At 63.1% G+C, this 23416-nt stretch carries 22 protein-coding genes; 7 read left to right on the top strand and 15 right to left on the bottom strand.

Annotated elements, in window-relative coordinates; genetic code table 11:
- Positions 1-4 precede the first annotated feature (4 nt).
- From D886_RS0110180 to lpxO, 3 genes are all read right to left on the bottom strand, one after another.
- Entirely contained in the window at positions 5-574 is a 570-nt protein-coding gene (locus tag D886_RS0110180; protein WP_027593832.1) for a GNAT family N-acetyltransferase, read from the bottom strand.
- 78 nt (positions 575-652) lie between these two features.
- On the bottom strand, positions 653-997 hold the full coding sequence (locus tag D886_RS0110175) for a carboxymuconolactone decarboxylase family protein (protein WP_027593831.1): 345 nt from the start codon (positions 995-997) through the stop codon (positions 653-655).
- Positions 998-1094: 97 nt separating this feature from the next.
- Positions 1095-1994, bottom strand: coding sequence for a lipid A hydroxylase LpxO (lpxO, locus tag D886_RS0110170; protein ID WP_027593830.1), 900 nt, complete (start codon positions 1992-1994; stop codon positions 1095-1097).
- A gap of 157 nt (positions 1995-2151) precedes the next feature.
- Between lpxO and thpR the strand changes: the two genes are divergently transcribed.
- Entirely contained in the window at positions 2152-2697 is a 546-nt protein-coding gene (gene thpR / locus D886_RS0110165; protein ID WP_027593829.1) for an RNA 2',3'-cyclic phosphodiesterase, read from the top strand.
- A gap of 13 nt (positions 2698-2710) precedes the next feature.
- Here thpR and D886_RS0110160 read toward each other — a convergent pair whose 3' ends face one another.
- The 4 genes from D886_RS0110160 to D886_RS0110145 all read right to left on the bottom strand — a co-directional run bounded on the left by D886_RS0110160 (position 2711) and on the right by D886_RS0110145 (position 7819).
- On the bottom strand, positions 2711-5146 hold the full coding sequence (locus D886_RS0110160) for a TonB-dependent receptor (protein ID WP_027593828.1): 2436 nt from the start codon (positions 5144-5146) through the stop codon (positions 2711-2713).
- A gap of 94 nt (positions 5147-5240) precedes the next feature.
- Positions 5241-6215 (bottom strand): FecR domain-containing protein, encoded by a 975-nt coding sequence (locus D886_RS0110155; protein WP_027593827.1) that lies wholly within the window; start codon positions 6213-6215, stop codon positions 5241-5243.
- On the bottom strand, positions 6212-6718 hold the full coding sequence (locus tag D886_RS0110150) for a sigma-70 family RNA polymerase sigma factor (protein ID WP_027593826.1): 507 nt from the start codon (positions 6716-6718) through the stop codon (positions 6212-6214). The genes D886_RS0110155 and D886_RS0110150 overlap by 4 nt, the downstream gene beginning before the upstream one ends.
- Positions 6719-6913: 195 nt before the next feature.
- Positions 6914-7819 carry an AraC family transcriptional regulator gene (locus tag D886_RS0110145; RefSeq protein ID WP_027593825.1) on the bottom strand — a complete coding sequence of 302 codons (906 nt, stop codon included), beginning with the start codon at positions 7817-7819 and terminating at the stop codon, positions 6914-6916.
- Positions 7820-7999: 180 nt separating this feature from the next.
- Here D886_RS0110145 and calA point away from each other — a divergent pair, with 180 nt between their 5' ends.
- Positions 8000-9052 carry a vanillin reductase gene (calA, locus tag D886_RS0110140; RefSeq protein ID WP_027593824.1) on the top strand — a complete coding sequence of 351 codons (1053 nt, stop codon included), beginning with the start codon at positions 8000-8002 and terminating at the stop codon, positions 9050-9052.
- A 64-nt stretch (positions 9053-9116) separates the two neighbouring features.
- Here calA and D886_RS0110135 read toward each other — a convergent pair whose 3' ends face one another.
- Positions 9117-10433, bottom strand: a complete 1317-nt coding sequence (locus tag D886_RS0110135) for a hypothetical protein (protein WP_027593823.1) — start codon at positions 10431-10433, stop codon at positions 9117-9119.
- A gap of 202 nt (positions 10434-10635) precedes the next feature.
- On the opposite strand from D886_RS0110135, the gene D886_RS0110130 reads away from it, so the two are divergent.
- Entirely contained in the window at positions 10636-11835 is a 1200-nt protein-coding gene (locus D886_RS0110130) for a sugar transporter (RefSeq protein ID WP_027593822.1), read from the top strand.
- A 63-nt stretch (positions 11836-11898) separates the two neighbouring features.
- Here the strand turns inward: D886_RS0110130 and D886_RS0110125 are convergent, their stop codons facing one another.
- The 3 genes from D886_RS0110125 to D886_RS0110115 are packed head-to-tail and all read right to left on the bottom strand — an operon-like array spanning position 11899 to position 14336.
- The gene (locus D886_RS0110125; protein WP_027593821.1) at positions 11899-12483 is read right to left on the bottom strand and encodes a LysE family translocator; all 585 of its coding nucleotides are present in this window, start codon (positions 12481-12483) and stop codon (positions 11899-11901) included.
- A gap of 50 nt (positions 12484-12533) precedes the next feature.
- On the bottom strand, positions 12534-13364 hold the full coding sequence (locus D886_RS0110120) for an AraC family transcriptional regulator (protein ID WP_027593820.1): 831 nt from the start codon (positions 13362-13364) through the stop codon (positions 12534-12536).
- Between the two features lie 48 nt (positions 13365-13412).
- A complete protein-coding gene (locus D886_RS0110115; RefSeq protein ID WP_027593819.1) occupies positions 13413-14336 on the bottom strand; it encodes a LysR family transcriptional regulator in 924 nt (307 codons plus the stop codon).
- Between the two features lie 103 nt (positions 14337-14439).
- Here D886_RS0110115 and D886_RS0110110 point away from each other — a divergent pair, with 103 nt between their 5' ends.
- Positions 14440-15093 carry an oxygen-insensitive NAD(P)H-dependent nitroreductase NfsB gene (locus D886_RS0110110; RefSeq protein ID WP_027593818.1) on the top strand — a complete coding sequence of 218 codons (654 nt, stop codon included), beginning with the start codon at positions 14440-14442 and terminating at the stop codon, positions 15091-15093.
- A 139-nt stretch (positions 15094-15232) separates the two neighbouring features.
- Here D886_RS0110110 and D886_RS0110105 read toward each other — a convergent pair whose 3' ends face one another.
- Both D886_RS0110105 and D886_RS0110100 read right to left on the bottom strand, forming a co-directional pair.
- Positions 15233-16387: a cysteine desulfurase family protein gene (locus D886_RS0110105; protein WP_027593817.1), complete on the bottom strand. Its 1155-nt coding sequence runs from the start codon at positions 16385-16387 to the stop codon at positions 15233-15235.
- A 185-nt stretch (positions 16388-16572) separates the two neighbouring features.
- Complete coding sequence (locus D886_RS0110100) at positions 16573-17499, bottom strand: LysR family transcriptional regulator (protein WP_027593816.1); 927 nt, start codon at positions 17497-17499, stop codon at positions 16573-16575.
- A 140-nt stretch (positions 17500-17639) separates the two neighbouring features.
- Between D886_RS0110100 and D886_RS0110095 the strand changes: the two genes are divergently transcribed.
- The 3 genes from D886_RS0110095 (at position 17640) to D886_RS28205 (ending at position 20778) form a co-directional block, all read left to right on the top strand.
- A complete protein-coding gene (locus D886_RS0110095) occupies positions 17640-18869 on the top strand; it encodes an acyl-CoA dehydrogenase (protein ID WP_027593815.1) in 1230 nt (409 codons plus the stop codon).
- 117 nt (positions 18870-18986) lie between these two features.
- Positions 18987-20384, top strand: coding sequence for a PAAR domain-containing protein (locus tag D886_RS0110090; protein ID WP_027593814.1), 1398 nt, complete (start codon positions 18987-18989; stop codon positions 20382-20384).
- Entirely contained in the window at positions 20377-20778 is a 402-nt protein-coding gene (locus D886_RS28205; RefSeq protein WP_143491067.1) for a hypothetical protein, read from the top strand. The genes D886_RS0110090 and D886_RS28205 overlap by 8 nt, the downstream gene beginning before the upstream one ends.
- A gap of 53 nt (positions 20779-20831) precedes the next feature.
- Here the strand turns inward: D886_RS28205 and D886_RS26885 are convergent, their stop codons facing one another.
- Both D886_RS26885 and D886_RS0110080 read right to left on the bottom strand, forming a co-directional pair.
- Positions 20832-21899, bottom strand: a complete 1068-nt coding sequence (locus tag D886_RS26885) for a TerC family protein (protein ID WP_033694108.1) — start codon at positions 21897-21899, stop codon at positions 20832-20834.
- A 169-nt stretch (positions 21900-22068) separates the two neighbouring features.
- Positions 22069-23376 (bottom strand): substrate-binding domain-containing protein, encoded by a 1308-nt coding sequence (locus D886_RS0110080; RefSeq protein ID WP_027593813.1) that lies wholly within the window; start codon positions 23374-23376, stop codon positions 22069-22071.
- Positions 23377-23416 lie beyond the last annotated feature (40 nt).

Raw genomic sequence — 23416 nt, 5'->3', positions numbered from 1 at the left:
TCGGTTAACGCCCCCGGCGGCGCGACACGCGGGCCTCGATGTTCTTGCGCCCGATCAACAGTGGCGGTTTTTCCACCACTGGCTCATCCGCCAGCCACTTGTACATCACTAGGCAATCCACCAAGCCCAGCCGGGCATGCCGGAAAGCCTTGGGCAGGCGGCCGACCGTTTCGAAACCGAGTTTGTGCCACAGCGCCACGGCCACTTCGTTGCTGGCCACGACCGAATTGAACTGCAGCGCCAGAAACCCCTCCTGGCGCGCCAGCTTCTGCGAATGCTCGCACATCATCCGGGCCACGCCACGGCCACGCGCGGCCTCGCAGACCATGTAACCGCAGTTGCCTACGTGGGCCCCGGGGCCGGCAGCATTGGCTTTGAGGTAGTAGGAACCCAGCAGCTCACCGTCGTCCTCTGCTACCCAGGTGCGAAGGGGCATCTCCAGCCACAACTGGCGGGCCTGGTCGAAGTTCAGGGCAGGGTCGAAGGCGTAGGTTTCACGGGCCTGGACAATGGCCTGGAAGGTGGGCCAGAAACGCTCGAAGTCCTCGGGCGTCATGGGGCGGATGTGGATCATGGTGGTTCCTGCAATGGCTGGACCGCCAAGTCTGGGTGGCGCGGCGCCGTCGCGCAAGGGCGGCGACGCCACGCGGGGTCAGCCGTTGGCCTTGCCCACTGCGTCCATGGCGCGTGCCGAGTACACCAATGCGGCGCCGGCGTTCATCGCCACCGCTACGCCAAGGGCTTCGGCAATCTCTTCGCGGCTGGCGCCGTGTTTCACTGCCTGCTGCGAATGCACGGCGATGCAGCCGTCACAACGGGTGGTCACGGCCACCGCGAGGGAGATCAGTTCGCGGGTCTTGGCGTCCAGGTGGTTGGTCTTGGTGCCCGCACCGCTGGCGGTCATGTAGCCGGCCACGGTGTCGGGAGACAACTGCTTGAGATCGCCGATGCCGGCCATCAACTGCTTACGGTAGGCGTCCCAGTCCATCATGCTCATCGTCTTCACCTTGGGGTGGTTGCGAGTGGAGCTTTCAGGCTAGTCGAAAAAGGCGAGGGCATCTGCTGCCTGTACCGACGGCACAGGCAGCGCTGAATCAGATGTAGATGAACACCAGCACCAGTGCAGCCACCACCGCCCATTTTTCCAGGTAATAGCGCATGCGATTGCGCTTTTTCAGCGCCTTGCCGCGTTCGCGGATCTTGTAGATGCGGGTGAATAGCCGGTTGATGCCACCCGTCTTATCGTTGGCATCGTTGGGCGCGGCGGCGGCTGCCATCACGTTGCGGCTGAACCAGCGGTTGAACGCCGTTGCCCAGCGGTACTTGAGCGGGCGCTCGACATCGCAGAACAGGATGATGCGGTTGTGGTCGGTGGTGTTGGCCGCGTAATGGATGTAGGTTTCGTCGAAGATCACGCCCTCACCGTCGCGCCACGAGTACTTCTCGCCGTCCACGTCGATGTAGCAACCGTCATCGTTCGGCGTGTCCAGGCCCAGGTGGTAACGGTAGGAGCCGGCATACGGGTCGCGGTGGCGCACCAGCTTGGCGCCCGGTGGCAAGGTGGCGAACATTGCAGCCTTGACCGTGCCGATGCCTTGCAGCAGTTCGGTGGTGCGTGGGCACAGGGTCATGGCCGAAGGGTGGCTTTCGCCGTACCACTTCAGGTAGAAGCGCTTCCAACCGGTCTTGAAGAATGAGTTGAAACCGACGTCATCGTAGTTCTCGGATTTCTTGATTTCACCGACGTGGAGCAACTGCTGGGCCTCGGCACGGATTTCCTGCCAGTGGTCCTGCAGCGGTTGCAGTTCGGGGAAGGCCTCGACCGGCAAGTAGGGCTTGGCCGGGTGCTTGGAAAACAGGTAGAGGAAACTGTTGACCGGGGCCAGGAAGCTGGAGTGGTCGCCCAGCTGGCGAGTCAGCTTGTGGCGAACGCGACCGCGTAGGTGAACATAGGCGATCGACAGAACAAAGAGGAGTACGAGTGCAATTTTCATGGACGTTTACTTGTCGAAAAATGGCCATGCGCCATGGCATAAGCTGGCCAGCATAAACAATCATGGGAGCAGTTTGTACTTATTGTTACGTGACTACCGCGCGACTTAGGTGTAATGGCCTAGCGCTTGCGCAAACGTTTCATGTCAAGGAGATCACATGGTTCAGGACGTTCGCCCCAGTGGCGCCCCCTTCAAACGGCTGTTTTTCGCCTTGCCGGTCAGCGATGCCCAGCGCCGTGCCCTGGCCCAGTGGCGGCGCGGTTTGAACCTGCGCACTGGCAAGCCGGTACCCGCCGACAACTTCCATGTGACGCTGCTGTTTCTCGGTGATGTAGATACTGCTTTGCTGCCCTCGATCTGCGCTGCGGTCGATGCGCTCAAGCGCCCGGCGGCGGCGCCGCGGCTGTTGCTCGACCGTTTGCAGGTGTGGCCGCGCGCCAGTGCACTGGTGCTTGAGCCGCAGCAAACGCCGCCGGCCTTGCTGCAACTGGTGTATGGCCTGCAGCAGGCGCTGCTGCCACTGGGGTTGGAGGCGGCGAGCCGTGAATACCGCCCGCACCTGACCTTGTCCAGGGACTACCGCGGCCAGCCGCCGGAGGCCGCCACGGCGCCGGAGTTCTTCCTGGCCGCGCGGCACTTCGCCCTGTATGAATCGCGCAAGGGTGTGTACTGGCCGCTTGCGCAATGGCCGTTGACCGAGTGATGCGTGCTGCGTTTTAAAACTCAGGCGTGTACTTGACCGTCAACATGAAGTTGCGGGGTTCGCCGTAGTTGTTGCTGCCATTGAGCTGGTTGAAGCCGGCAACCCAGTACTTCTTGTCGAACAGGTTGTTGGCGTTGACTGCAAGGTTCACTTCCGGCGTCAGCTGATAGGCCAGGCGCCCGCTCCACACGGTGTAGCCAGGCACGGTGTAGGTGCGTTCGTAGCCCAGGGTGTGGCTTTGGCTGGTGAAGCCCAGGCCGGTGCTCCAGCGTTGGCCGTCCAGTGGCAGGGTGTAGTCGGCCCAGGCACGCAACATGTGCTTGGGCGTCCACTGGCTGAACACGCGGCCTTCTTCGTCCGGGTCGTCGAGGAACTTGGTGGTGTTGTAGGTGTAGCCGGCAAACAGCTGCAGGCCGCTGAGCACTTCGCCGCTGATCTCGGCCTCGATGCCCTGGCTACGCACCTTGCCCGCCGCAGTGGAGCAGTACCAGTCATCACAGGCAAAGCCCGAAGCCACGTCGGTCACCGCACGGTTTTCCTGGTCGTAGCGGAACACCGCCAGCGAGGCATTGACCCGGCCGTCCAGCAATTCGCCCTTAAGGCCGGTTTCGTAGTTGCTGCCGATCACAGGCTTGAGTGGCACGTTGTTGACGGCCCGCTCGGTCTGCGGCACGAACACGTCGGTGTAGCTGGCGTACCAGGCCCACTCGCGGGTCAGGTCGTAGACGAAGCCGGCATACGGGGTGACTTCGCCCGACTCGGTCATGCGGCTGGTGGGGGTGCGGCTGCCGGGGTCGGTGCGGCTGTTGAAGTCGATCGAGTCCCAGCTGTAGTCGAACCAGCTGACCCGCGAGCCGAGGATCAGGGTCAGGTCATCGGTCGGCTTGACTCGCCACACGCCGTAAAGGCCTTTTTGGCGGATGTCATAACTGGCCTTGTTGGAGCGCGCGAGCTTGCCGTCGAACACACTGTCACGGCTAGGCTCGGGGCGGTTGTGGTCGATGTCGAAGAGGGTGTCGCCAGACGCGGCGAAGTTGCGCCAATAGGCGTCGTCCGACGTCAGCTTGGAGTAGTTGCCGCCGACGGTGATTTCATGGGCCAGCGGCCCGGTGTTGAAGTGGCCCACCACATTCATGTCCAGGCCCAGCTTGGTGTTGTGGAAGTCGGTGAGCCAGTCGGCATAGGTGATGCCGCTGCCGTCCGGCGCCACGCCCTGGCCGGTGGACTGCACGCGCTGGTGCGTGGAAGTGTTGACTTCGTCCATGCGCACGGCGGCGGCCTTGAACGCCCAGTCGTCGTTGAAGCGGTGTTCGAGGTCCGCGTAGTAGGTGGTCACGTCGGTTTCGGCACGGTTCCAACGGGCGCCGGTGAAGGTCGAGCGGGGCAGGTCGACCGGCTTGCCGTCGGTATAGCGCGGGATGCCACGCAGCATTGGCCGCGACTGCTGGCGGTTGTAGCTGATGCCGGCACCTACGGTGGTGGCGTCGTTCAGGTCAATGTCCAGCGCACCATACAGGGAGTGGGACTTGCTCCATTGGTAGTCGATGAAGCTGTCGCTCTGGTCCTCGTCGGCCACCATCCGGCCGCGTACGCGGCCGTCGGTGGTCAGCGGGCCGCCAGCGTCCAGTTGCAGGCCGTAGTGGTCCCAGGAGCCGGCCTTGCCGGTGACGGTGACGGTCGGGGTGGCCTGGCCGCGTTTGCGCACCAGGTTGATCGCGCCGCCGGGGCTGCCGGTGCCTTGCAACAAGCCCGAGGCGCCGCGCAGGACCTCGATGCGGTCGAAGAACACCAGGTCCTGGGTCGCCCAGTTGCCCAGCGAATAGTTGTTACGCGGGATAGGCACGCCGTCGTACTGCCAGTCGTCGATCTGGAACCCGCGCGATGTCACCACCACGCCTGGGCCGATGCCTTGCGCGCCGACGATCCCGGTGGTGTGGTTGAGCGCCTCCTGCAGGTCGGTGATGCCTTGGTCATCCAGCTGTTTACGGGTAATCACCGTCACCGATTGAGGGATTTCCTTGAGGGTGTGCGTGCCTTTGCCAAGGGTTACCGCGCGGGCGGCGTACGAGCCGCTGCCTTCGCTGGTGGCATCCAGGTAATTGTCGGTGATGCTGGTACTGCCAAGCTCCAGCACGTCGCTCTCTGGGGTTGCCGGGGCGATGCTGAAATGGCCGCTGCTGGTCAGCCGCAATTGCAGGCCGCTGCCGACCAGCGCGGTTTGCATGGCTTGCTCGGCACTCATCTGGCCGACGATTGCCGGCGCCTGCTTGCCGCGTACCAGCTGGGGTTCGAGCGCGATGATGTAGCCGCTCTGGCTGGCAATCCGGTTAAGGGTGGTGGCCAGGCTGGCAGGCGGCAGGTCGAACGCCAGGGTCTGCACCTGGGCATGGGCATTGAGGCTGCTCAGGGCAACGACGAGGGGCAAGGCGCGGGGCCAGAGGTTGAGCACAGAATTCTCCCGAATGAAGTGACTTGTCAGGAGATAGGTGGGACGAGAAACGAAAACCGGACACGCCCGCGAATGATTTTCAAAAATATTTTCATTAGCCGTGGGCGGGGCCGATCAACGTTACCCAGGGGCCGAACGGTTCGACCTTGATCGGCAGGGCTTCCGCCAGGGCGGCCAGCGCCTCCTGCGGCTGGTCGAGCGGGAATACGCCTTGCACGCGCATCCCGCGCACCGCCGGGGCCAGCCGTATGTAGCCGCGCTGGTAGGGGCGCAGGGCATCGATGACCGCGTGCAGGGGTTCGTCGAGCACTTCCAGGCGCCCATACAGCCAGGCGCTGCGTTGTTGCTGCTCGCCGCCCAGTTGCTGGATGCCATCGCTGCGCAGCAGGGCTGCCTGCCCCTGTTGCACGTCTTGCCAGCGGCCATCGCGCAGGCTGGCGCGCACGCTGTGCTCCAGCACCACGACGCGGGTAGCGGCTTGCTCTTGGCTTACCAGAAAGCGGGTGCCCAGCGCCTGCACTTGTCCTTGGGGCGTGCGCACGCGCAGGGGCCGCTGAGGGTCGGCCGCAACCTGAATCACCATTTCGCCACGGCGCAGTATCAGCAGGCGTTGGCTGGCATCGAACTGTAGGTCGACGGCACTGGCGCTGTTGAGGCTCAGGCGGCTGCCATCTGCCAGGGTAAAGCTGCGCCGCTCGCCGCTGGCGGTGTGCAGGTCGGCCAGCCAGTTTTGCGCGCTGTCGCTGCGCCAACCGCTCCACAAGGCGCCTGCGACGACACCCATGCCTGCCAGCGCGCCCAGCACTTCGCGGCGAGAGTGGGTGGGCGTGAGCAGCAGTTGGCGGGCTTCGGCGGCTTGCCCTGGGGCACGTTGGTCCAGCGCGTGCAGCGCCGCAAACGGGCTGCCCAGGCGTTGTTGCAAGCGGTCCCAGGCGCGTTGGTGTGCGGGGTCCTGGCGCAGCCAGTGCGCCAGGCGTTGCAGCAGCGCCTGGTCAGGCGTGCCGGCCTTGAGTGCGACCATCCAGTCGATGGCCTGCTCGCTGATCGGGTCCAGGCGTGTTGCGCTCATGCGTGCACCTCGCACAGGTAGCACTGGCGCAGGGCCTGCTTCATGTGGCGGCTGACGGTGCGTTCGCTGATCTGCAAACGGGCGGCGATGTCGACGTAGCTCATGCCGTCGAGCTGGCTGTACAGGAAGGCGGCCTTGACCATGGCGGGCAAGCCGTCCAGCACCTTGTCGATGGTCACCAGTGCCTCGATCAGCAGCAGTTGCTCTTCGGCAGAAGGGGCGATGGGTTCGGGCAGCAGCGCCAAGCGCTCGAGGTACGCCTGCTCGAGTTGGCGACGGCGGTACCGATCGAAGATCAGCCGACGGGCGATGGTCGAGAGGTAGGCACGTGGTTGCTCGATGCTGTCCGGATCGACGCGTGCGCCCAGCATCTGGCAGAACGCCTCGGCTGCCGTGTCCTCGGCATCGGCGCGATTACGCAGGCGTTTGAAGACATGTTGGAGCAGCCAGCGGTGATGGTCGCTGAAGAAGAAGCCCAGCTTGCGGGTCGATGTGCTGTCCAACGCCTGGTATCCAGTTGTGAGTGTGAATCGTTCTCAATATTAGCTGGGTCGGTTAGTGGGTAGCAATGGGGGGTGAGATGCTGGGTGTGTATGGCTGGGGTTTGATGGTGTGGCGGAAACCGAGCGCCGCGCGGGCGGCGCTCGGTTTCTGCCACACCACAACGCCCCAGCCAGACACCTGACGGCCACCACCAATCAAACCGGCAAACTCTGGTACGCCACTTCATCCCCCGGGCTGCGGTCAAACTGGCGTTTGTACTCGCGGCTGAACTGCGAGGTGCTCTGGTAGCCCACCCGGTGCGCCGTCTGCGCCACTCCCAGGCCCTCGCCGATCAGCATCTGCTGCGCCTTGAGCAGCCGCAGGCGCTTGAGGTATTGCATGGGGGCCATGTCGGTGCAGCGTTTGAAATGCTCATGGAAGGTCGACACGCTCATGTTGGCGCGTGCCGCCAGCGCCTCGACGCTCAAGGGGTCGGTGTAGTGTTCACGCAAGTGGGCGAGGGCGGCGCCGATGCGGGCGAAATGCCCCTGCTGTTCGACCAACGCCCGCAACACGCCGGCTTGCGGGCCGCGTAGCGCGGTATAGAGCACTTCGCGCACCCGCGCCGGGCCGAGCACCTTGGCATCCAGCGGGTCTTGCAGGCAGCTCAGCAGCCGTTCGACGCTTTCGCGCATGGGCGCATCCAGCGCTGCAGAGGTCATGGATTGCGGGGTCTGGGCTTGGACGGCGGCATCCGGTGCCAGGTCCATGCTTTGCACCAATTCACCGAGCACGCTGCGGTCAATGTCCACTGCCACGCCCAACAGCGGCGCCTCGCGGGTGGCGAAGGTTTCGCACATGAACGGCACCGACAACGCCTGGACCAAGTAGTGGCCCGCACCGTACTCCAGGGTGCGCGGCCCCAGCCGCGCGAGTTTGCTGCCCTGGGCCAGGATCATCAGGCTTGGCTCGTAAATTTGTGGGCTGCTGGCGACATAGTGGTCCCAGCTCAGCACTTGCACCTGGGGCAGGTGAGTGGGCACGAAACCCGGGCGCGTGGCGAGGCGGCGGATCAGCGCGCAGAGGGGGGCGTTGGCGTCGACATGGCGGGTGAGCTGCATGGTGAACCTGGGCAGAGAATCAGACAGTTGCATCATCGCAGATTGAAGGTCTAGCGTCAGATGCTTGCGGGTAACTCCGGAGAATCAGGCATGCATGCCGGAGAATCTGCGGTGGGCGAGGGGAGGCAGGGCGCGCAAAATGCGCCGCCTGAATCGTTTCACTTCTCTGCGAGGTCCCGCATGTACACCGCCATCGGTTATGCCGCCCAAACCCCGACCAGCCCTCTGGCTCCCATGACCTTCGAACGCCGCAGCCCGCGCCCGGACGATGTTGCCATCGAGATTCTCTACTGCGGCGTGTGCCACTCCGACATCCACCAGGCGCGCAACGAATGGGGCATCGCCGTGTACCCGTTGATGCCGGGCCACGAGATCATCGGCCGGGTCACCGCGGTGGGCGACAAGGTGTCCGCGCACAAGGTCGGCGACCTGGTAGGCGTCGGTTGCATGGTCGATTCCTGCCGCCACTGTGAGGCGTGCGCCAAGGACCTGGAGCAATATTGCCTGGAAGGCCCGACCATGACCTACGCCACCCCTGACCGGGTCGATGGCAGCAACACCATGGGTGGCTATTCCAGCAGCATCGTCGTCAGCGAGCACTTTGTGGTGCGTATCCCTGCCGGCATGGACCTGCCAAGCGCCGCGCCGATCTTGTGCGCCGGTATCACCACCTATTCGCCGCTCAAGCACCACGGCGTTGGCCCTGGCCACAAGGTAGGCATCCTGGGCATGGGCGGCCTCGGCCACATGGGTATCAAACTGGCCAAGGCGCTGGGCGCGGAAGTGACCTTGTTCACCCGTTCGCCAGCCAAGGCCGAGGAAGCGCGCCGCCAGGGTGCCGACCATGTGATCGTGTCCTCCGATGATGAGCAGATGCGCGCCGCGGCAGGTCGCTTCGACTTCCTGCTCGACACCATTCCGGTGCAGCACGACCTCAATCCGTACCTGGAAACCCTCACCTTCGATGGTGTGCATATTCTGGTCGGCCTGATCGAACCGATTGAACCGGCGCTGCACGCGGCCAACCTGGTGCTCAAGCGTCGGGTACTGGCCGGCTCGCTGATCGGCGGCATCGCCGAGACTCAGGAAGTGCTGGATTTCTGTGCGGAGCACGACATCCGTTGCGATATCGAGATGCTCGATATTCGTAATATCAACCAGGCTTACGAGCGGATGATTGCTGGGGATGTGAAGTACCGCTTTGTGATCGACATGGCCACGCTTCAGGGCTGATCGAGTAGTCGACTGTGCTGGCCTCTTTGCGGTCCGACTTGCCCGCGAAGAAGCCAGTGCAGATCTACCAGACCAGCGCCTTGTCCCACCCCTTCCAGAACAACCAGCGCCGCACTTCACCATGCTCGCCGGTACCGATCTGCCACTCAGGCCGCCCACTGCCCAGCGCAATCACCGAGATGAACCCGGCATGGCTCGCCGCTACCAGCGTGCGTCCATCGGCGCTGATGTCCATGGCGCTGATGGTCGACCCCAGGAAGTGCTGCCAATGTTCCGTGCCCTCTTCGCCAAAGGCCCGCAGGTAGCCGTAGGCATCGCCGACGATGTACTCGCCATTGCCTGCGACCCCGGCATACACCCGCGCTCCGTCTTGCAGCAGTGGGGTGCGTGGGTCTTCGCTGTAATAGTCGGTGTCCAGGCCCGCAAGGTCTGCCACGCGTACCCCCAGTGTGCCGCCGTTGTAGAAGTGGCAGGCATTGACGATCAACTGGTCGCCGCTGCGGTTGAACAGGGCGAAGTGCGGGTATTCGCCGCCGGGGCCGATCTGCGCCACTTCCTCCAACTGGTCATTCAGCACCAGGTGGCGGCTGCATTGTTCACCCACCACGATCAGGCGCCCGTCCGGCGACACTGCACCGTGCTCCATGGCCAGGCCCAGGGCAATATCATCCGGGTCGGTGCCTTCGGCCAGTTCCTCGAGAATCTGCGATTGGCGTGGCAGCAGCCGGGTGGCACCTTCGGCGGCCAGCAGGTAAATCCCCTCGGCGCTCACCAGCAGCACCCGCTGGCCATCGGCGAAGGGCACCAGGCTGGTGGGTGTGGGTGGCAGGTCGAGCGGCTCGAACGGGTAACCCGCTGGCAGGCCTTCGAGCCCGCTAGGCCAGGCCAGGCGAGCGACCTGTGGGCCGCCCCAGCCATCGGTCACGCGCACGCCCTCGGCGTTGGCCAGGGCAAAGTAGCGGCGCTGCGGGCAGCGCCCGAAGTGCTCGATACCGATGACGGGCGTCACGCCTTGTTGATCGATGCGCACCACCTGGCCCTTTTCATAGGGCATGCCAATGCGCGCGAGCAGGCTGCCGTCGTCCAGCAGCAGGACGCTGCAGATGCCTTGCCCATGCGCATCGAGCAGCGGCACCAGCGGCAGGTGGGCGGGCGGCCAGGCGGCGCGGAAGGCTTGGCGTTGCTGTTCGTCCACCCCCGGCCGGTTGATCGCTTCCAAGGCGGCCTGCCAGGCGTCGAGCAGGTGCTCGGTGGCCGCAGGCTGTGGTTCTTCGAGGTTGTCCCAGCCCTGTGCGCAGCCTTGCGCGACGTAGCGGTTGATGGCTTGGGCGTAGGTGGTGACCGCCTGCTGCCACTGCTGCTGGGGTTGTTGCTTGTCCATGGGCGGATCGGGCTCCTTGTTCCGCTTGCAATTCACATTAAGCGGGCATGTTACTCGCAATGTGCCGCTGGTTGTGAGGCCCGGTATTGACGCGTACCATGCCGGCATTCCTTCCAATAACAAACCCGTGCCCCAGCGCGGCCGATACTTGGCCCCTGACGCGCGTCTTTTCGCCATGCCTGCGGAGAATAGAACCCCACCCATGAACGGACCCCTACCCACCGATGTGCCGCCGACCACCGGTAACGGCAGCTGGCTGAGCGTGATCGCCCTGGCCCTCGCGGCCTTCATCTTCAACACCACCGAGTTTGTCCCGGTAGCGTTGCTCAGCGACATTGGCCGCAGCTTCGACATGAGCACTGCCCAAGTCGGCCTGATGCTGACCATCTATGCCTGGGTCGTGGCCCTGGCTTCGCTGCCGATGATGCTGCTGACCCGCAACATCGAGCGCCGGCGCCTGCTGCTGTTCGTGTTTCTCGTGTTCATCGTCAGCCACCTGTTGTCGTGGCTGTCGCAGAGCTTTGCCATGTTGCTGGTGAGCCGCATCGGCATCGCCTTGGCCCACGCCGTGTTCTGGGCGATTACCGCGTCGCTGGCCGTGCGTGTGGCCCCGCCTGGCCAGCAGGCCAAGGCGCTGGGCCTGCTGGCCACCGGCACGACCTTGGCGATGGTGTTGGGTATCCCGCTGGGCCGTGTGGTGGGTGAAGCCCTGGGCTGGCGCGTGACGTTCCTCAGCATTGCCGGGGTGGCATTGGCCACCATGCTGTGCTTGATGAAGTCGTTGCCGCTGCTGCCCAGCCAGAACTCCGGTTCGCTGCGCAGTTTGCCGATCCTGTTCAAGCGCCCGGCCCTGGTGATCACCTACCTGTTGGTGACGCTGGTGATCACTGCGCAGTTCACCGCTTACAGCTACATCGAACCGTTTGCCCTGCATGTGGCGCAGATCAGCGGTGAGCGCACCACGTTGCTGCTGCTGTTGTTTGGTGGCGCCGGCGTGTTCGGCTCGGTGCTGTTCAGCCGTTACAGCGACCGCTTCCCCCAGGGTTTTCTGGTGGGCTCGATTGGCCTGCTGGCGGCCTGCCTGCTGTTGATGTTGCCGTTGTCGGGCAACTTCTATGCGTTTGCTGTGTTGAGCATGTTCTGGGGCGTGGCGATTTTGAGCTTCAGCCTGTCGCTGCAGTCCAAGACACTGAAGTTGGCGTCCGATGCCACGGACGTGGCCATGGCCTTGTTCTCGGGCATTTACAACATCGGTATTGGTGGAGGTGCATTGCTGGGCAGCATCGTCAGCAGCCAGATGGACGTGGCCGACATCGGCCTGGTCGGAGGCTGTGTCGCGGTTGTCGGGTTGCTGCTGGCGGCGGCCAGTACCCGGCGGTTCCGTGATGCCTTAGGTGGCTGATTTGCCTGTACTGGCCTCTTCGCGGGCTTACCCGCGAAGAGGCCGGCAAAGCCAACATCACAATCAACCCAGCAGCGTCGCCCAAGCCGACACCAGCAACACCACCGCCAACCCCCGGTTGAACCACAGCAACCGCGCAGGCACCTGCAACCAGCGTGCACTTCCTACCCCCAGCAGTGCCCAGGCCGTCATGCACGGCAGGGCAATCAGCAGAAACACCAGCGCCAACTGCCACACCGGCAGTGCTGGCGCGGCAAATACCCCGATCACGGCCACGGCCATCATCCATACTTTCGGGTTCACCACTTGCAGCGACGCCGCACTGAGCGCATCCAAAGGCTTGTCTGCGTTGATGTCCAAGGGCTGCCCAGCGCTGCGCAGAATGCGCCACGCCAGCCAACTCAACCACAGCACGCCGGCCCAGCTCATCAACTGCTGGGCCAGTGGATGGCGCAGTAACAGCTCGCCCAGCCCCAGCCCGACCAGCAGCACCACGGCCGCCGCCGCGCCACAGCCGGCCAGGATGGGCGCTACGCTCGCCCGCAAGCCCTGCCGTGCGCCATGTGCCAGGATCAACAGATTGGTCGGCCCGGGGCTGATGCTGGCCACCAGGGCGAAGAGGATGAAAGGCAACAACGTCTGCGACATGGCACAAGGCTCCGAGGGTTCGAAGCGCCATGTTCGCTGCCTGGCTGCAGTCAGTCTGGAAGGTTTGAGCAGCGCCTGCGGTAGTCGGCCGGGGTCAACCGATACGCCCGGCGGAACCAGCGCCCCAAGTGGCTCTGGTCGGCAAAGCCCAGCGCCATGGCCACTTCAGCAGGTGTCTGGCCTTGGCTGAGCAGGCGCCGCGCGCGGGCCAGGCGCAACTGGATCAGGTAGGCGTGCGGGGCCAGGCCGAAGGCGGCTTTGAACGCCCGGGTCAGGCGAAAACGGTCGACGCCGCAGGCCTGGGCCAGGTCTTCCAGGCCGATGTCGCGGTCCAGGTGAGCATGCAGGTAGTCACGCGCCCGCTGCGCGGTCAACGGCAGGCGCGGGTCGGGGTTGACGCGTTTGCGCCAGTGCAGGTGGCGGGTCAGGCAGGCCAGCAGGTCGTCCATGGCGGTCTGGCGGACAATGCGCAGGTCCTGATAGTGCACGCTGTTAAAGGCCAGCGCGGTGGCGCGGGCCAGGCGCTCATCGTGGCACAAGGTATCGGCAAAGCTGGGCAGGCCGGCGCTGTGTGCGTGTTCGAACAAGGACCGCAATTGATCGTCCAGCCAGGCAGGCTCCAGGTACAGCGTCGAGTAGGTGAAGCCTTCCTCGGTCGGTGCAAGGCCGTCGTGGATGTCGCCGGGCTCGAGCAGAAACACCTGGCCCGGCGTGCTGCGATGGCGTACCCGCCGGCAGTTGAACTGCTGGACACCTTGCTCGGTGACGCCGACCAGGAAACTGTCGTGCCAGTGCGGGTCGTAGGCATGCCCGACAAAATGCGCGCGGACCGACTCGATGCCGGTGTCGGCGTCTTGTTTGAGGTCGATCCAGTTGCTCATGGGGGCAGGCCGTGGGGGTAAAACGCTACCTTAGCGCACGCGTGCGGTTCAGTCTGGAACGATTGTGCAGCCCTTGTTCAGCAGCCGCGGCCGCAGGGCCTCGAAGCGTTCGCGCAGCCACAGGTGCAGCTGTGTCACCGCCGGCGTCAGCTGTTTGCGGTGCGGGCAGACCAAGGTGACCGGCGTTGGCTCGCCCAGGTATTCGGGCAGCAGAATCTCCAGTGCGCCCGCCTCGATGTCGGCGCTGACATCCAGCCACGATTTGTAGACGATACCTTCACCGAGCAGCGCCAGGCGGCGGATCACGTCGGCGTCGTCGCTGACCAGCGGCCCACGCACCTGCACGGTGCGGTTACCCACCCGCCATTTGTCATAGACCCGGTTCTGTTGCATGTACAACAGGCAGGCATGTTGCTGCAGGGCCTCCGGCATCAGTGGCCGGCCGTGGCGCGCGAGGTAGTCGGGGGAGGCGACCAGTACCCGGCGGTTCCAGCTGGCCAGGGGCAGGGCGATGTAGTTGGCATCCTGGTTGAGGCCGTAGCGGATGGCGATGTCCACCGGGTCACGATTGAGGTCGGCCATCTGGTCGGACAGAAAGAAGCGCAGGTGCAGCGCCGGGTGCTCGCGGCGAAAGGCACTCAACCAGGGCAGCAGCATGTTGCGGCCCATGTCCGAAGGGGCTGAAACCTGCAGGGTGCCGCGCAAGGTACTGGCATTACCGTGCAGGTCCTCGCGGCCCTGGCGCAGGCTTTCCAGCACGTTCTGCGCGGTCGGCAAGTACAACTCGCCCGCAGCGGTCAGGCGCAGGCTGCGGGTGGTCCGCGCAAACAGGCGCACGTCCAGCTCGCGTTCCAGGCGTTTGATGGCGGCGGCCACCTGGCCCGGCAGCAGTTCGGCCTCATGGGCGGCGGCGGTGAAGCTGCCCAGCACGCTGCTGCGTACGAACAGTTCAAGGTCAGTGATGCGCAGCATTTTCACTCACAGGATGAAAGTGTTGCTGTAGTTTGCCGGTTTTTCTTATCTGCAGGAAAGATAAGATGCGCGACAAATCCCGTTTCACTGCAGGAGTTGTTGCATGGATACCGTTTCCCTGGCCAAGCGCCGCTACACCACCAAGGCTTACGACGCCTCGCGTCGCATTCCCCAGGCCACCCTCGATGCGTTGCTCGAGCAACTGCGCCATAGCCCATCGTCGGTCAACTCACAGCCTTGGCACTTCATCGTCGCTGACAGCGCCGAAGGCAAGGCCCGGTTGGCCAAGAGTACCCAAGAGCGCTTCGCCTACAACACGCCGAAGATTCTCGATGCGTCCCATGTGATCGTGTTCTGCACCCGTACCGAGATGACCGAGGCCCATTTGGATGCGGTGCTCGCGCAGGAAGCCGCTGATGGCCGTTTTCGCGACGAACAGGCCCGCGCCGGGCAGAACCAGAGCCGTCGTCACTACGTCGACCTGCACCGCTTCGACCAGAAAGACGTGCAGCACTGGATGGAAAAGCAGACCTACCTGGCCTTGGGCACCGCACTGCTTGGCGCTGCGGCACATGGCCTGGATGCGACGCCGATCGAGGGCTTCGACAGCAAGGTGCTGGATGCCGAGCTGGGGCTGCGCGAGCAGGGCTACACCAGTGTGGTGATCATGAGCCTAGGCTATCGGAGCGAGGCTGACTTCAATGCGGGGCTGAGCAAGTCGCGGTTGCCGGCTTCGAAGGTCTTCACTTTCCTGTGATATCGCTGGGGGCCGCTTCGCGCCCCATCGCGGGCAAGCCAGCTCCCACCGGAATTGCGCCGTCTTCAGGACAGTGATGGCCCTGTAGGAGCTGGCTTGCCGGCGATGGGGCGCGAAGCGGCCCCTGACAAGCTCGGCCTCACCACAATGCCATTGAAGCCTGCGCTGTCACCTTGGCAAACACCTCGATGGCCTTGTCCACTTCAGCCTCGGTGCTGAACCGCCCAATGCTCAACCGCACGCTGTTACGTGCCTGGCTTTCATTCAGTCCCAGCGCCAGCAGCACATGCGATGGCGCATTGCTCGCCGAATTACACGCTGACGTGGTCGACAATGCCAGCTCACTGGCCAACGCCGCACTGTTGAAGCCTCGGCTCTCGATACACAGGTTCAAGGTATGCGCAATGCGCTGTGTGTCGCAGCCGTTGAGGCTGACCGCTGGCAAGGCCAGCAACCCATCGCGCAGTCGCCGGGACAGGTGCTCGATGCGCTGGTGCTCGCTGTCCCCCGGCTGGCCGGCGAGGGCAAAAGCGCTGCCCATGCCGACAATCTGGTGGGTCGCCAAGGTGCCGGAACGCAGCCCGTGCTCATGCCCGCCACCGTGCATCTGCGCACGCATCAGTTCGCGCGCGCGCGGCCGGACGTAGAGCGCGCCGATGCCTTTGGGGCCGTAGGCTTTGTGGGCCGAGAACGACATCAGGTCTACCGCCATTGCTGCCAGGTCGATGGCCAGTTTGCCCACCGCCTGCGCGGCGTCCACATGCAACAGCGCACCGTGGGCACGCACACGCTCGCCAATCGCCGCAAAATCGGTCACGGTGCCCAGTTCGTTATTGACCGCCATCAGCGAGACCAGGCGGGTATCGGCCTGCAGTGCCGCCTGCACGGCTTCAGGCTGAATGAGGCCCGAAGCGTCCACAGCCAGGCGGGTAACGGCCCAACCTTGGCGCTCCAGTTCAGCGACCGTGTCAAGCACGGCTTTGTGTTCCAGCTGGCTGGTGATCAGGTGGCCGGGCTCGCCAATGCCTTGGGCGATACCCTTCAGCGCAAGGTTGTTGGACTCGGTAGCGCCTGATGTCCACACCAGCTCATCGGCGCGGGCGCCGACGCGTTCGGCGACCTGCTGGCGCGCCTGCTCCACAGCATTGCGGGCTGCTTGGCCATAGGCGTGGCCACTGGATGCGGGGTTACCGAAGTTGGCTTGGCGGCCAAGGCAGGCGAGCATCGTTTCGATGACGCGGTCGTCAACGGGCGTGGTAGCGGCGTAGTCGAAGTAGAGCGGGGCGCTGGGCATGGGGCAGGTCCGTGTCTGTCACGTTGAATTCAGTGATCGTTGCAGTAAGCGTACCCGGCCCTTGGCCAAACATTTTTGCCTTCTGTTTGGCTGATTCGCACCTTTTTGGTAAAAAAATCTATGTATGAAGGCTGGTAGAGAAAATAATTCTCCACCAGGCTGGCATCTGTACCATGGTAGGAACGTCAGGCAGGTTCAAGCGTGCGTTCTTCCTCCGCCACCACCCGTTCGCACAACTCGATGATCTGCTCGCGCATCCAGCGGTTGGCGGGGTCCTGATCCGTGCTTTCATGCCAGTACAGGTGGGTTTCCAGCGCTGGTACATTCACTGGCAATGCCTGGTAGCGCAGTTGATGGCGGCGGGCGAAACGCTCGGGGACGGTCATCACCATGTCGGTCTGCTGCAGCACCTGCGAAGCCATCAGGTAGTGCTGGGAGCGCAAGGCCACCTTGCGTTGCACGCCCATCTTGCCCAGGGCCAGGTCGACATAGCCGAGGCCATTGCGGCGGCTGGAAATATGGATATGGGTCATGCCCAGGTAGCTGTCGAGGGTCAGTTTGCTGTCGGCCAGCGGGTGGCCCTGGCGCAGGGCGCAGACATAGCGGTCTTGCATCAGTTTGACGTGGCGTACCTGTGGGTCGGTGTTCAGCGGGGCGTCGACGGCAAAGTCCAGCCGCCCGGCTGCCAGCTCCTTGGTGGTTTCGCGACGTTTGCACAGGAAGCTCTCGATCAGCACCGAAGGCGCCAGGCGGCGCAGGCGCTGGAACAGCGGCGGCAGGATCACCGCCTCGGTCAGGTCGGTCATGCTGATGCGGAAGGTCTTGTTGGCCTGTTGCGGGTTGAAGATGCGGCTTTCTTGCACCGAGGTGCGCAGCAGGGCAAGGGCGTTGCGCACTGGGCCGATGATGTTCTGCGCCATCGGCGTGGGCACCATGCCTTGTGCGGTGCGCACGAACAGCGGGTCGTTGAAGGTTTCTCGCAGCCGCGACAGGGCATTGGACACCGCCGGTTGGGTGATGCCGACAATTTGCCCGGCGCGGGTCAGGTTGGCTTCGGTGTAGATCGCGTCGAAGACGATGAACAGGTTGAGGTCGACCTTGCTGAGGTTCATGTGCGCCGCTCGTTGTTGGAATTATTGCCCGATCATATATCGGTTATGAATGTTTATACACGCGGAAAATAGACTAGGTGGATGGACGCGTGCTGCTCTAGGCTCTGGCCCATGTCCTACGAACCGTGAAGGTAGCCCCGATGGATTTCGCCTATTCGCCCAAGGTCCAGGCATTGCGTGAGCGCGTCACCGCGTTCATGGATGCCTATGTCTATCCCGCCGAGGCGGTGTTCGAGCGCCAGGTCGCCGAGGGGGATCGCTGGCAGCCCACCGCGATCATGGAAGAGCTCAAGGCCAAGGCCCGCGCCGAGGGGCTGTGGAACCTGTTCTTGCCTGAGTCGGAGTACGGCGCCGGGCTGAGCAACCTGGAATATGCCCCGCTGGCCGAAATCATGGGCCGCTCGCTGCTCGGGCCAGAGCCGTTCAACTGCTCGGCACCGGACACCGGCAACATGGAAGTGCTGGTGCGTTATGGCAGCGAGGCGCAGAAACGCCAGTGGCTTGAGCCCCTGCTGCGCGGGGAGATCCGCTCGGCGTTCGCCATGACCGAGCCGGACGTGGCCTCCTCGGACGCCACCAACATGGCCGCCACCGCTGTGCGTGATGGCGATGAGTGGGTGATCAATGGCCGCAAGTGGTGGACCTCCGGGGCCTGTGACCCACGCTGCAAGGTCATGATCTTCATGGGCCTGTCCGACCCCGAAGGGCCGCGCCATCAGCAGCACTCGATGGTGCTGGTGCCGACCGACACGCCTGGCGTGAAGATCGTCCGGCCGCTGCCGGTGTTCGGTTACGACGACGCGCCGCATGGCCATGCTGAGGTGTTGTTCGAGAACGTGCGGGTGCCTTACGAGAACGTGATTCTGGGTGAGGGCCGTGGCTTCGAAATCGCCCAGGGTCGCCTCGGCCCAGGCCGCATCCACCACTGCATGCGCTCGGTCGGCATGGCCGAACGGGCCCTGGAATTGATGTGCAAACGCTCCGTGGAGCGCACTGCCTTCGGCCGCCCGCTGGCCCGCCTGGGCGGCAACGTCGACAAGATCGCCGACTCGCGCATGGAAATCGACATGGCCCGCCTGTTGACGCTGAAAGCGGCCTACATGATGGACACGGTCGGCAACAAAGTGGCCCGCAGCGAAATTGCGCAGATAAAAGTAGTGGCGCCGAATGTGGCCTTGAAGGTGATTGACCGGGCGATCCAGATGCATGGTGGCGCCGGGGTGAGCGGTGATTTCCCGCTCGCGTATATGTACGCCATGCAGCGCACCTTGCGCCTGGCCGACGGGCCGGATGAAGTGCATCGGGCGGCGATTGGCAAGTATGAGATTGGCAAGTATGTGCCGGTGGAGATGCTGCGTAGTTCCAAGTGATTTGTAAGCAGATTTCGTAAGTGCTGTAGGAAGTGTCTGGTTTTGACGTTCAGGCACTAAAAGCGCTGTTGCAGCTGTTAGGTTTCGACACCTCACCTATGCACAGAGAGCGTGTCGATGCGTGTCAACCTGGGAGGAAAAGGTCAGGCGGTAGACGGTGATGTCACCACGACGGGCGCTGTTTGCATCGCGACTGATCCCTGCTATTTGAGCGATGGGCGTAGGGTGCTCAGGGAGGGCGACAGGACAACACCCTGTCCCCTCTGCGGCAATGAAGGGACCGTCGCTGAAGGCGTTTTGCATTTCTTCTCTGATGGCCATGCCGTGGCCATGGATGGGGCGCTGGTGAACTGTGGTTGCCCGCCCGGTAGTAACCGAGTCGTAGCACCGCTGGATGTGGCACCGCCACCTCTGCGGACTTTGGCGTCTAACCGCGTAATGTCTATTGTGCCAACCGCGGGTGCTCAAGCAGGCAACTGCTCGCGAGGGTCAGTTACAGCATTGTCGGGGACAATGGAGCCGGGCTTTTATGTGGTTCCCAGAAGCATGTCGTTCTCTCAGGTTCTGCTGCGGTTGGCCGAGCAGGACGCCACGTTACCCATTTCCCGTTTGCAGCGGCTTAATCCTACCTACGATCAAGGATTCAAGGCTGGGGAAATTTTCGTCATTGGTGACCCAGATAATGGCGATGCCTGTACCCGTGAGGAAGCCAAGCTGATGGCTGCCGCTCAGGACGCCCGGCACGCGTTGGCGGCGCTGGATTTTGCCGAATCGGATTTCATGATGAAGCACCAGGCTGATATTGCCGGCTTGCTCAGCAATGCCAGCCAATCGATGGGCGTGGGCAAGGACATGCTGGATCAAGGGTTGAAACAGGTCCGCAACACCTTGAACCAGATCGAGCAATTGCATCAGCGGGAGTTTTTGCGGCATGGGCATTTGAACAGTCGCGAATTCTTCGTCTCGCGGCGTCAGCTGTTGCAGCAGCTGGATGGACAGTTGAAGGCGGCATTGCTTAACAAACAGCTGAACTTGGGGAGTTATGAGCGGCTGAAGAAGAGTCTTAATATTTCGACCAAGAGCCTGGTGCACCATTGGTCGAAAGCGGGTGGGGCGGGGCAGATACCGGGGTATGCGACGCATCTCGATAAAGTGGCGAAACTCTCCAATTACCTCAAACACGGCGGGAATGCTGCAATTGGACTGAGCGGGGCTTCGTCGTACCTCAATGTGAGAGAGGTTTGTCAGGCAGGGAGTACAGAGGCTTGCAGGAAAGCCCGTTTCGTAGAAACAGGAAAATTTAGCGGGGGCGTGGGTGGTGCAATGGTAGGGTCGATACTGGCCACTGCAGCGATTGGCACATTGTGTGTTGGTTTTACCGTAAGCACAGCGGGAGTAGGGGCCCCACTGTGCGGCATTATAGTGGCAGGGGGTAGTGGCCTAGTTGGCAGTAAGCTTGGCGAACTAGCCGGTGAACACACGGGAGAGTTCATATATGAGGTGTCAGGTGACTGATATTCATGCCTGGCCCGCGATGGTAAAGCTGCTGTTAATAGCTGTGCCATGCTTTGTCTGTATGGTGGGTGTTGCTATTAATGTGTACACCACCTTAAGCCGCGATTACCACGTTGTATGCGACTCGATCACTACCAGTCCTTATATGGAAATGCTGAAGGTTACTTGGGGTGCATCCACCTTCAAATGGCGCGTGCTTTTAATGTGTGCGATAGGAGGGCTTGTTATTTTTCCAGGACGAGCCTTGCGTCTTGGACAGTTGAGTCCGGATGAGCTAAAAGCATTTCCACCTAATCTGAGGCTAAGATTTTTAGTGGCTTTATGGCTAACTGCTGTAGGTTTCATCGGGGCCGCAGCCGTCACCTTGGTGCTTGAACTGTCCAAGAGTAATTAACTGACTCCTAAGTTCCATAACCTTTTCGCGGCGTTCTGCCGCGAAGAGGCTCGTCAACTGACAGAGTTCTGCTTCGTGTCAGCAGCCTTGACCGCAGTCTTTTGTTCAGCAGAAGCTCGCTCCAACCGATCCCCCTCTGTTGCCACCTTATCCCCCCGCGTCTTGACCAACGACACCACCACCCCACCCAGCAACAACCCAAACGTCACCCCCAGCGACAGCAACGCCGGTACCTTGCCGACCATCCCGTGGTAGAAGATCTTGCAACCAATGAAGATCAACACTAACGCCAGCGCGTACTTGAGGTAGATAAACCGGTGCATCAACGCCGACAAGGCGAAGTACAGCGAGCGCAAGCCAAGGATGGCGAAGATGTTCGAGGTGTAGACAATGAACGGGTCCTGGGTAATGGCGAAGATCGCCGGCACGCTGTCGACCGCGAACACCAGGTCGGCCAGTTCGATCAGTACCAGGGCCAGAAACAGCGGGGTGGCATACCGCAGCGCCTTGCTTTGCCCTGGCGGGGTCTGGCGCACGAAGAAGTGCGAGCCGTGGATCTGGTCGGTAACCCGCATGTGCCGGCGCACGAATTTCAAGATTGGGTTGTTGGCCAGGTCCGGATGGCTGTCCTCCTTCGACAGTGCCATCTTCACCCCGGTAAACAGCAGGAAGGCGCCAAAGATGTACAGTACCCATTCGAAGTTCTGCACCAGTGTCGCACCCACGCCGATCATGATCGCCCGCAGGAACACCACGCCCAGGATGCCCCAGAACAGCACGCGGTGCTGATAGCGGCGGGGGATGGCGAAGAAGCCGAAGATCATCGCCATGACGAACACGTTGTCCATCGACAGCGACTGCTCGACCAAGAACCCGGTGTAGAACTCCAGCGCCGACTGCGCGCCCAGCTCATACCAGACCCAGGCGCCGAACAGCACGCCGACACTGAAATAGCCTGAGTACAGCAGCAGGCTTTCGCGCATTTCGATCTCGCGGTCCTGGCGGTGCAGCACGCCCAGGTCGAGTACCAGCAAACCGATGACGATGGCCATGAACACCAGCCACAACCACGTGCTGGTACCGAGAAACGGAGTGGTGAGGAATGTCTGCAGAGCCGTCATGAGCCCCTCCTTGATTGTCGACGTTGCAAGGCAACAGTGATCCGACATGGCGGCTTGGCAGCCGTCAGAGGGGCCCGGTATCACATGGGCTTGAGCCTAGTCCCGTTTGCGCGGGATGCCGAATGCAGACCTGTTACATTTCTTTGCCTGGCACCCGGCGGGTGACGCCTTAATACACCCACACTTCTACCCGCCGATTGCGCAAGCGGCCTTGCTCCTGGTCGTTTCCTGCCACGGGCAGTTCGTCGCCCATGCCGGTCACTTCCAGCACGTCCACGCCGTCGCGTGCCAGCTCGCGACGAACCGCCAACGCCCGTAAGCGCGAAAGCAGCGCCGCGCGCCCCGGTGTCTCCTTGGGGTCACCAAAGCCCACCAGCACCGCCTTGCTCTGCAACTTGCCGGCCTGGCGCAGGTACTCGGCTACCCGCTGCACATCGCGCAACGCTTTGTTGTCGAGGCTGGCGCTGCCCTCCTGAAAGCGAAAATTCACGCTCAACCGCTGGGCTTGCTGGGCCAGCGTGCGGTAGCGTGGCGGCATGTCGGCCTGAGGGGGGACCGGTTGGGCCTTGACCTGCTGCGAAACGAAACCCAGTTGCGCGACGATGGCCTGGCCGGCTGGGCTCTGGGCGAAGTCGGCCAGGGCCTTGGCCTGAGGCTTGGGGTTGGCTGGCAGGTAGAAATACAGGCGCCGCGACAGCGGGTAGTCCTCGCTGGCCACGAGCGAGCGCTGCGGCAGCATTGCCGGTGCATCGCCCTGGGCGACGGCCAGCACCTTGGCCCCGTGTACTGCCGCCAGGCTGCTGAAACCGATGGCCTGGCGGTCGGCAGTGACGCGCTCAGCCAGCGTGTCGCTGGATTCAAAGCGCTGAGCATTGGCAGACAGCTCGCCTTGATTAGGGTCGAGCACCAGTGCCTTGAAGGTTTCGAAGGTGCCGGAACGGTCGTCGCGGGCATAAAGGTGAATCTTCCCACCCGCAATGCCCACCTGGTCCCAGCGCTGTATCTGCCCGGAGAAGATCTGCGCCAGTTGCAGCGTGGTCAGTTGCGGCAGTGGGTTGTCGGGGTGGACGATCACCGCCACGCCATCGAGACCGATGACCTGTTCGGCGCTGGCCGCACGCAGGTCACCCAGGGCATGCAGTTGCTGAACTTCTGTATCGTTGATCGGCCGCGAGGCGGCAGCCAGGTCGGCCTCGCCCCGGCCCAACGCTGCAAAGCCGGTGCTGGAACCATGCGCGGCGATGTCGATACGCAGCGGTTGCCCGCGAACGTCGCGGGCGGTGATGACGGTTTCGTTGGTGTGTGTGCCGGGGGCCTGTTCAATCGCCGTTGCACCTTGAGCCCGCAATTGCCCTTGCACCAAAGCCGGCAGCAAGGCCGCGCCGATGGTGTTGGAGCCCTGCACGCGCAAATGCGCAAAATCGGCCAGGGCCGACAGCGGAAGCAGGGCAAGAAGAATGAGCAGCAGGCGGGGCATGCCGGGCAACCTATGGCACAGAGTTGCCCGGCAGATTACG

Origin of the sequence: Pseudomonas sp. LAIL14HWK12:I7 (assembly GCF_000483465.1) — a bacterium.
GTDB classification, from domain to species: Bacteria; Pseudomonadota; Gammaproteobacteria; order Pseudomonadales; family Pseudomonadaceae; genus Aquipseudomonas; species Aquipseudomonas kermanshahensis.
Note: the sequence above shows the minus strand (reverse complement) of the source record. Positions and strands in the feature narration are given on the sequence as shown.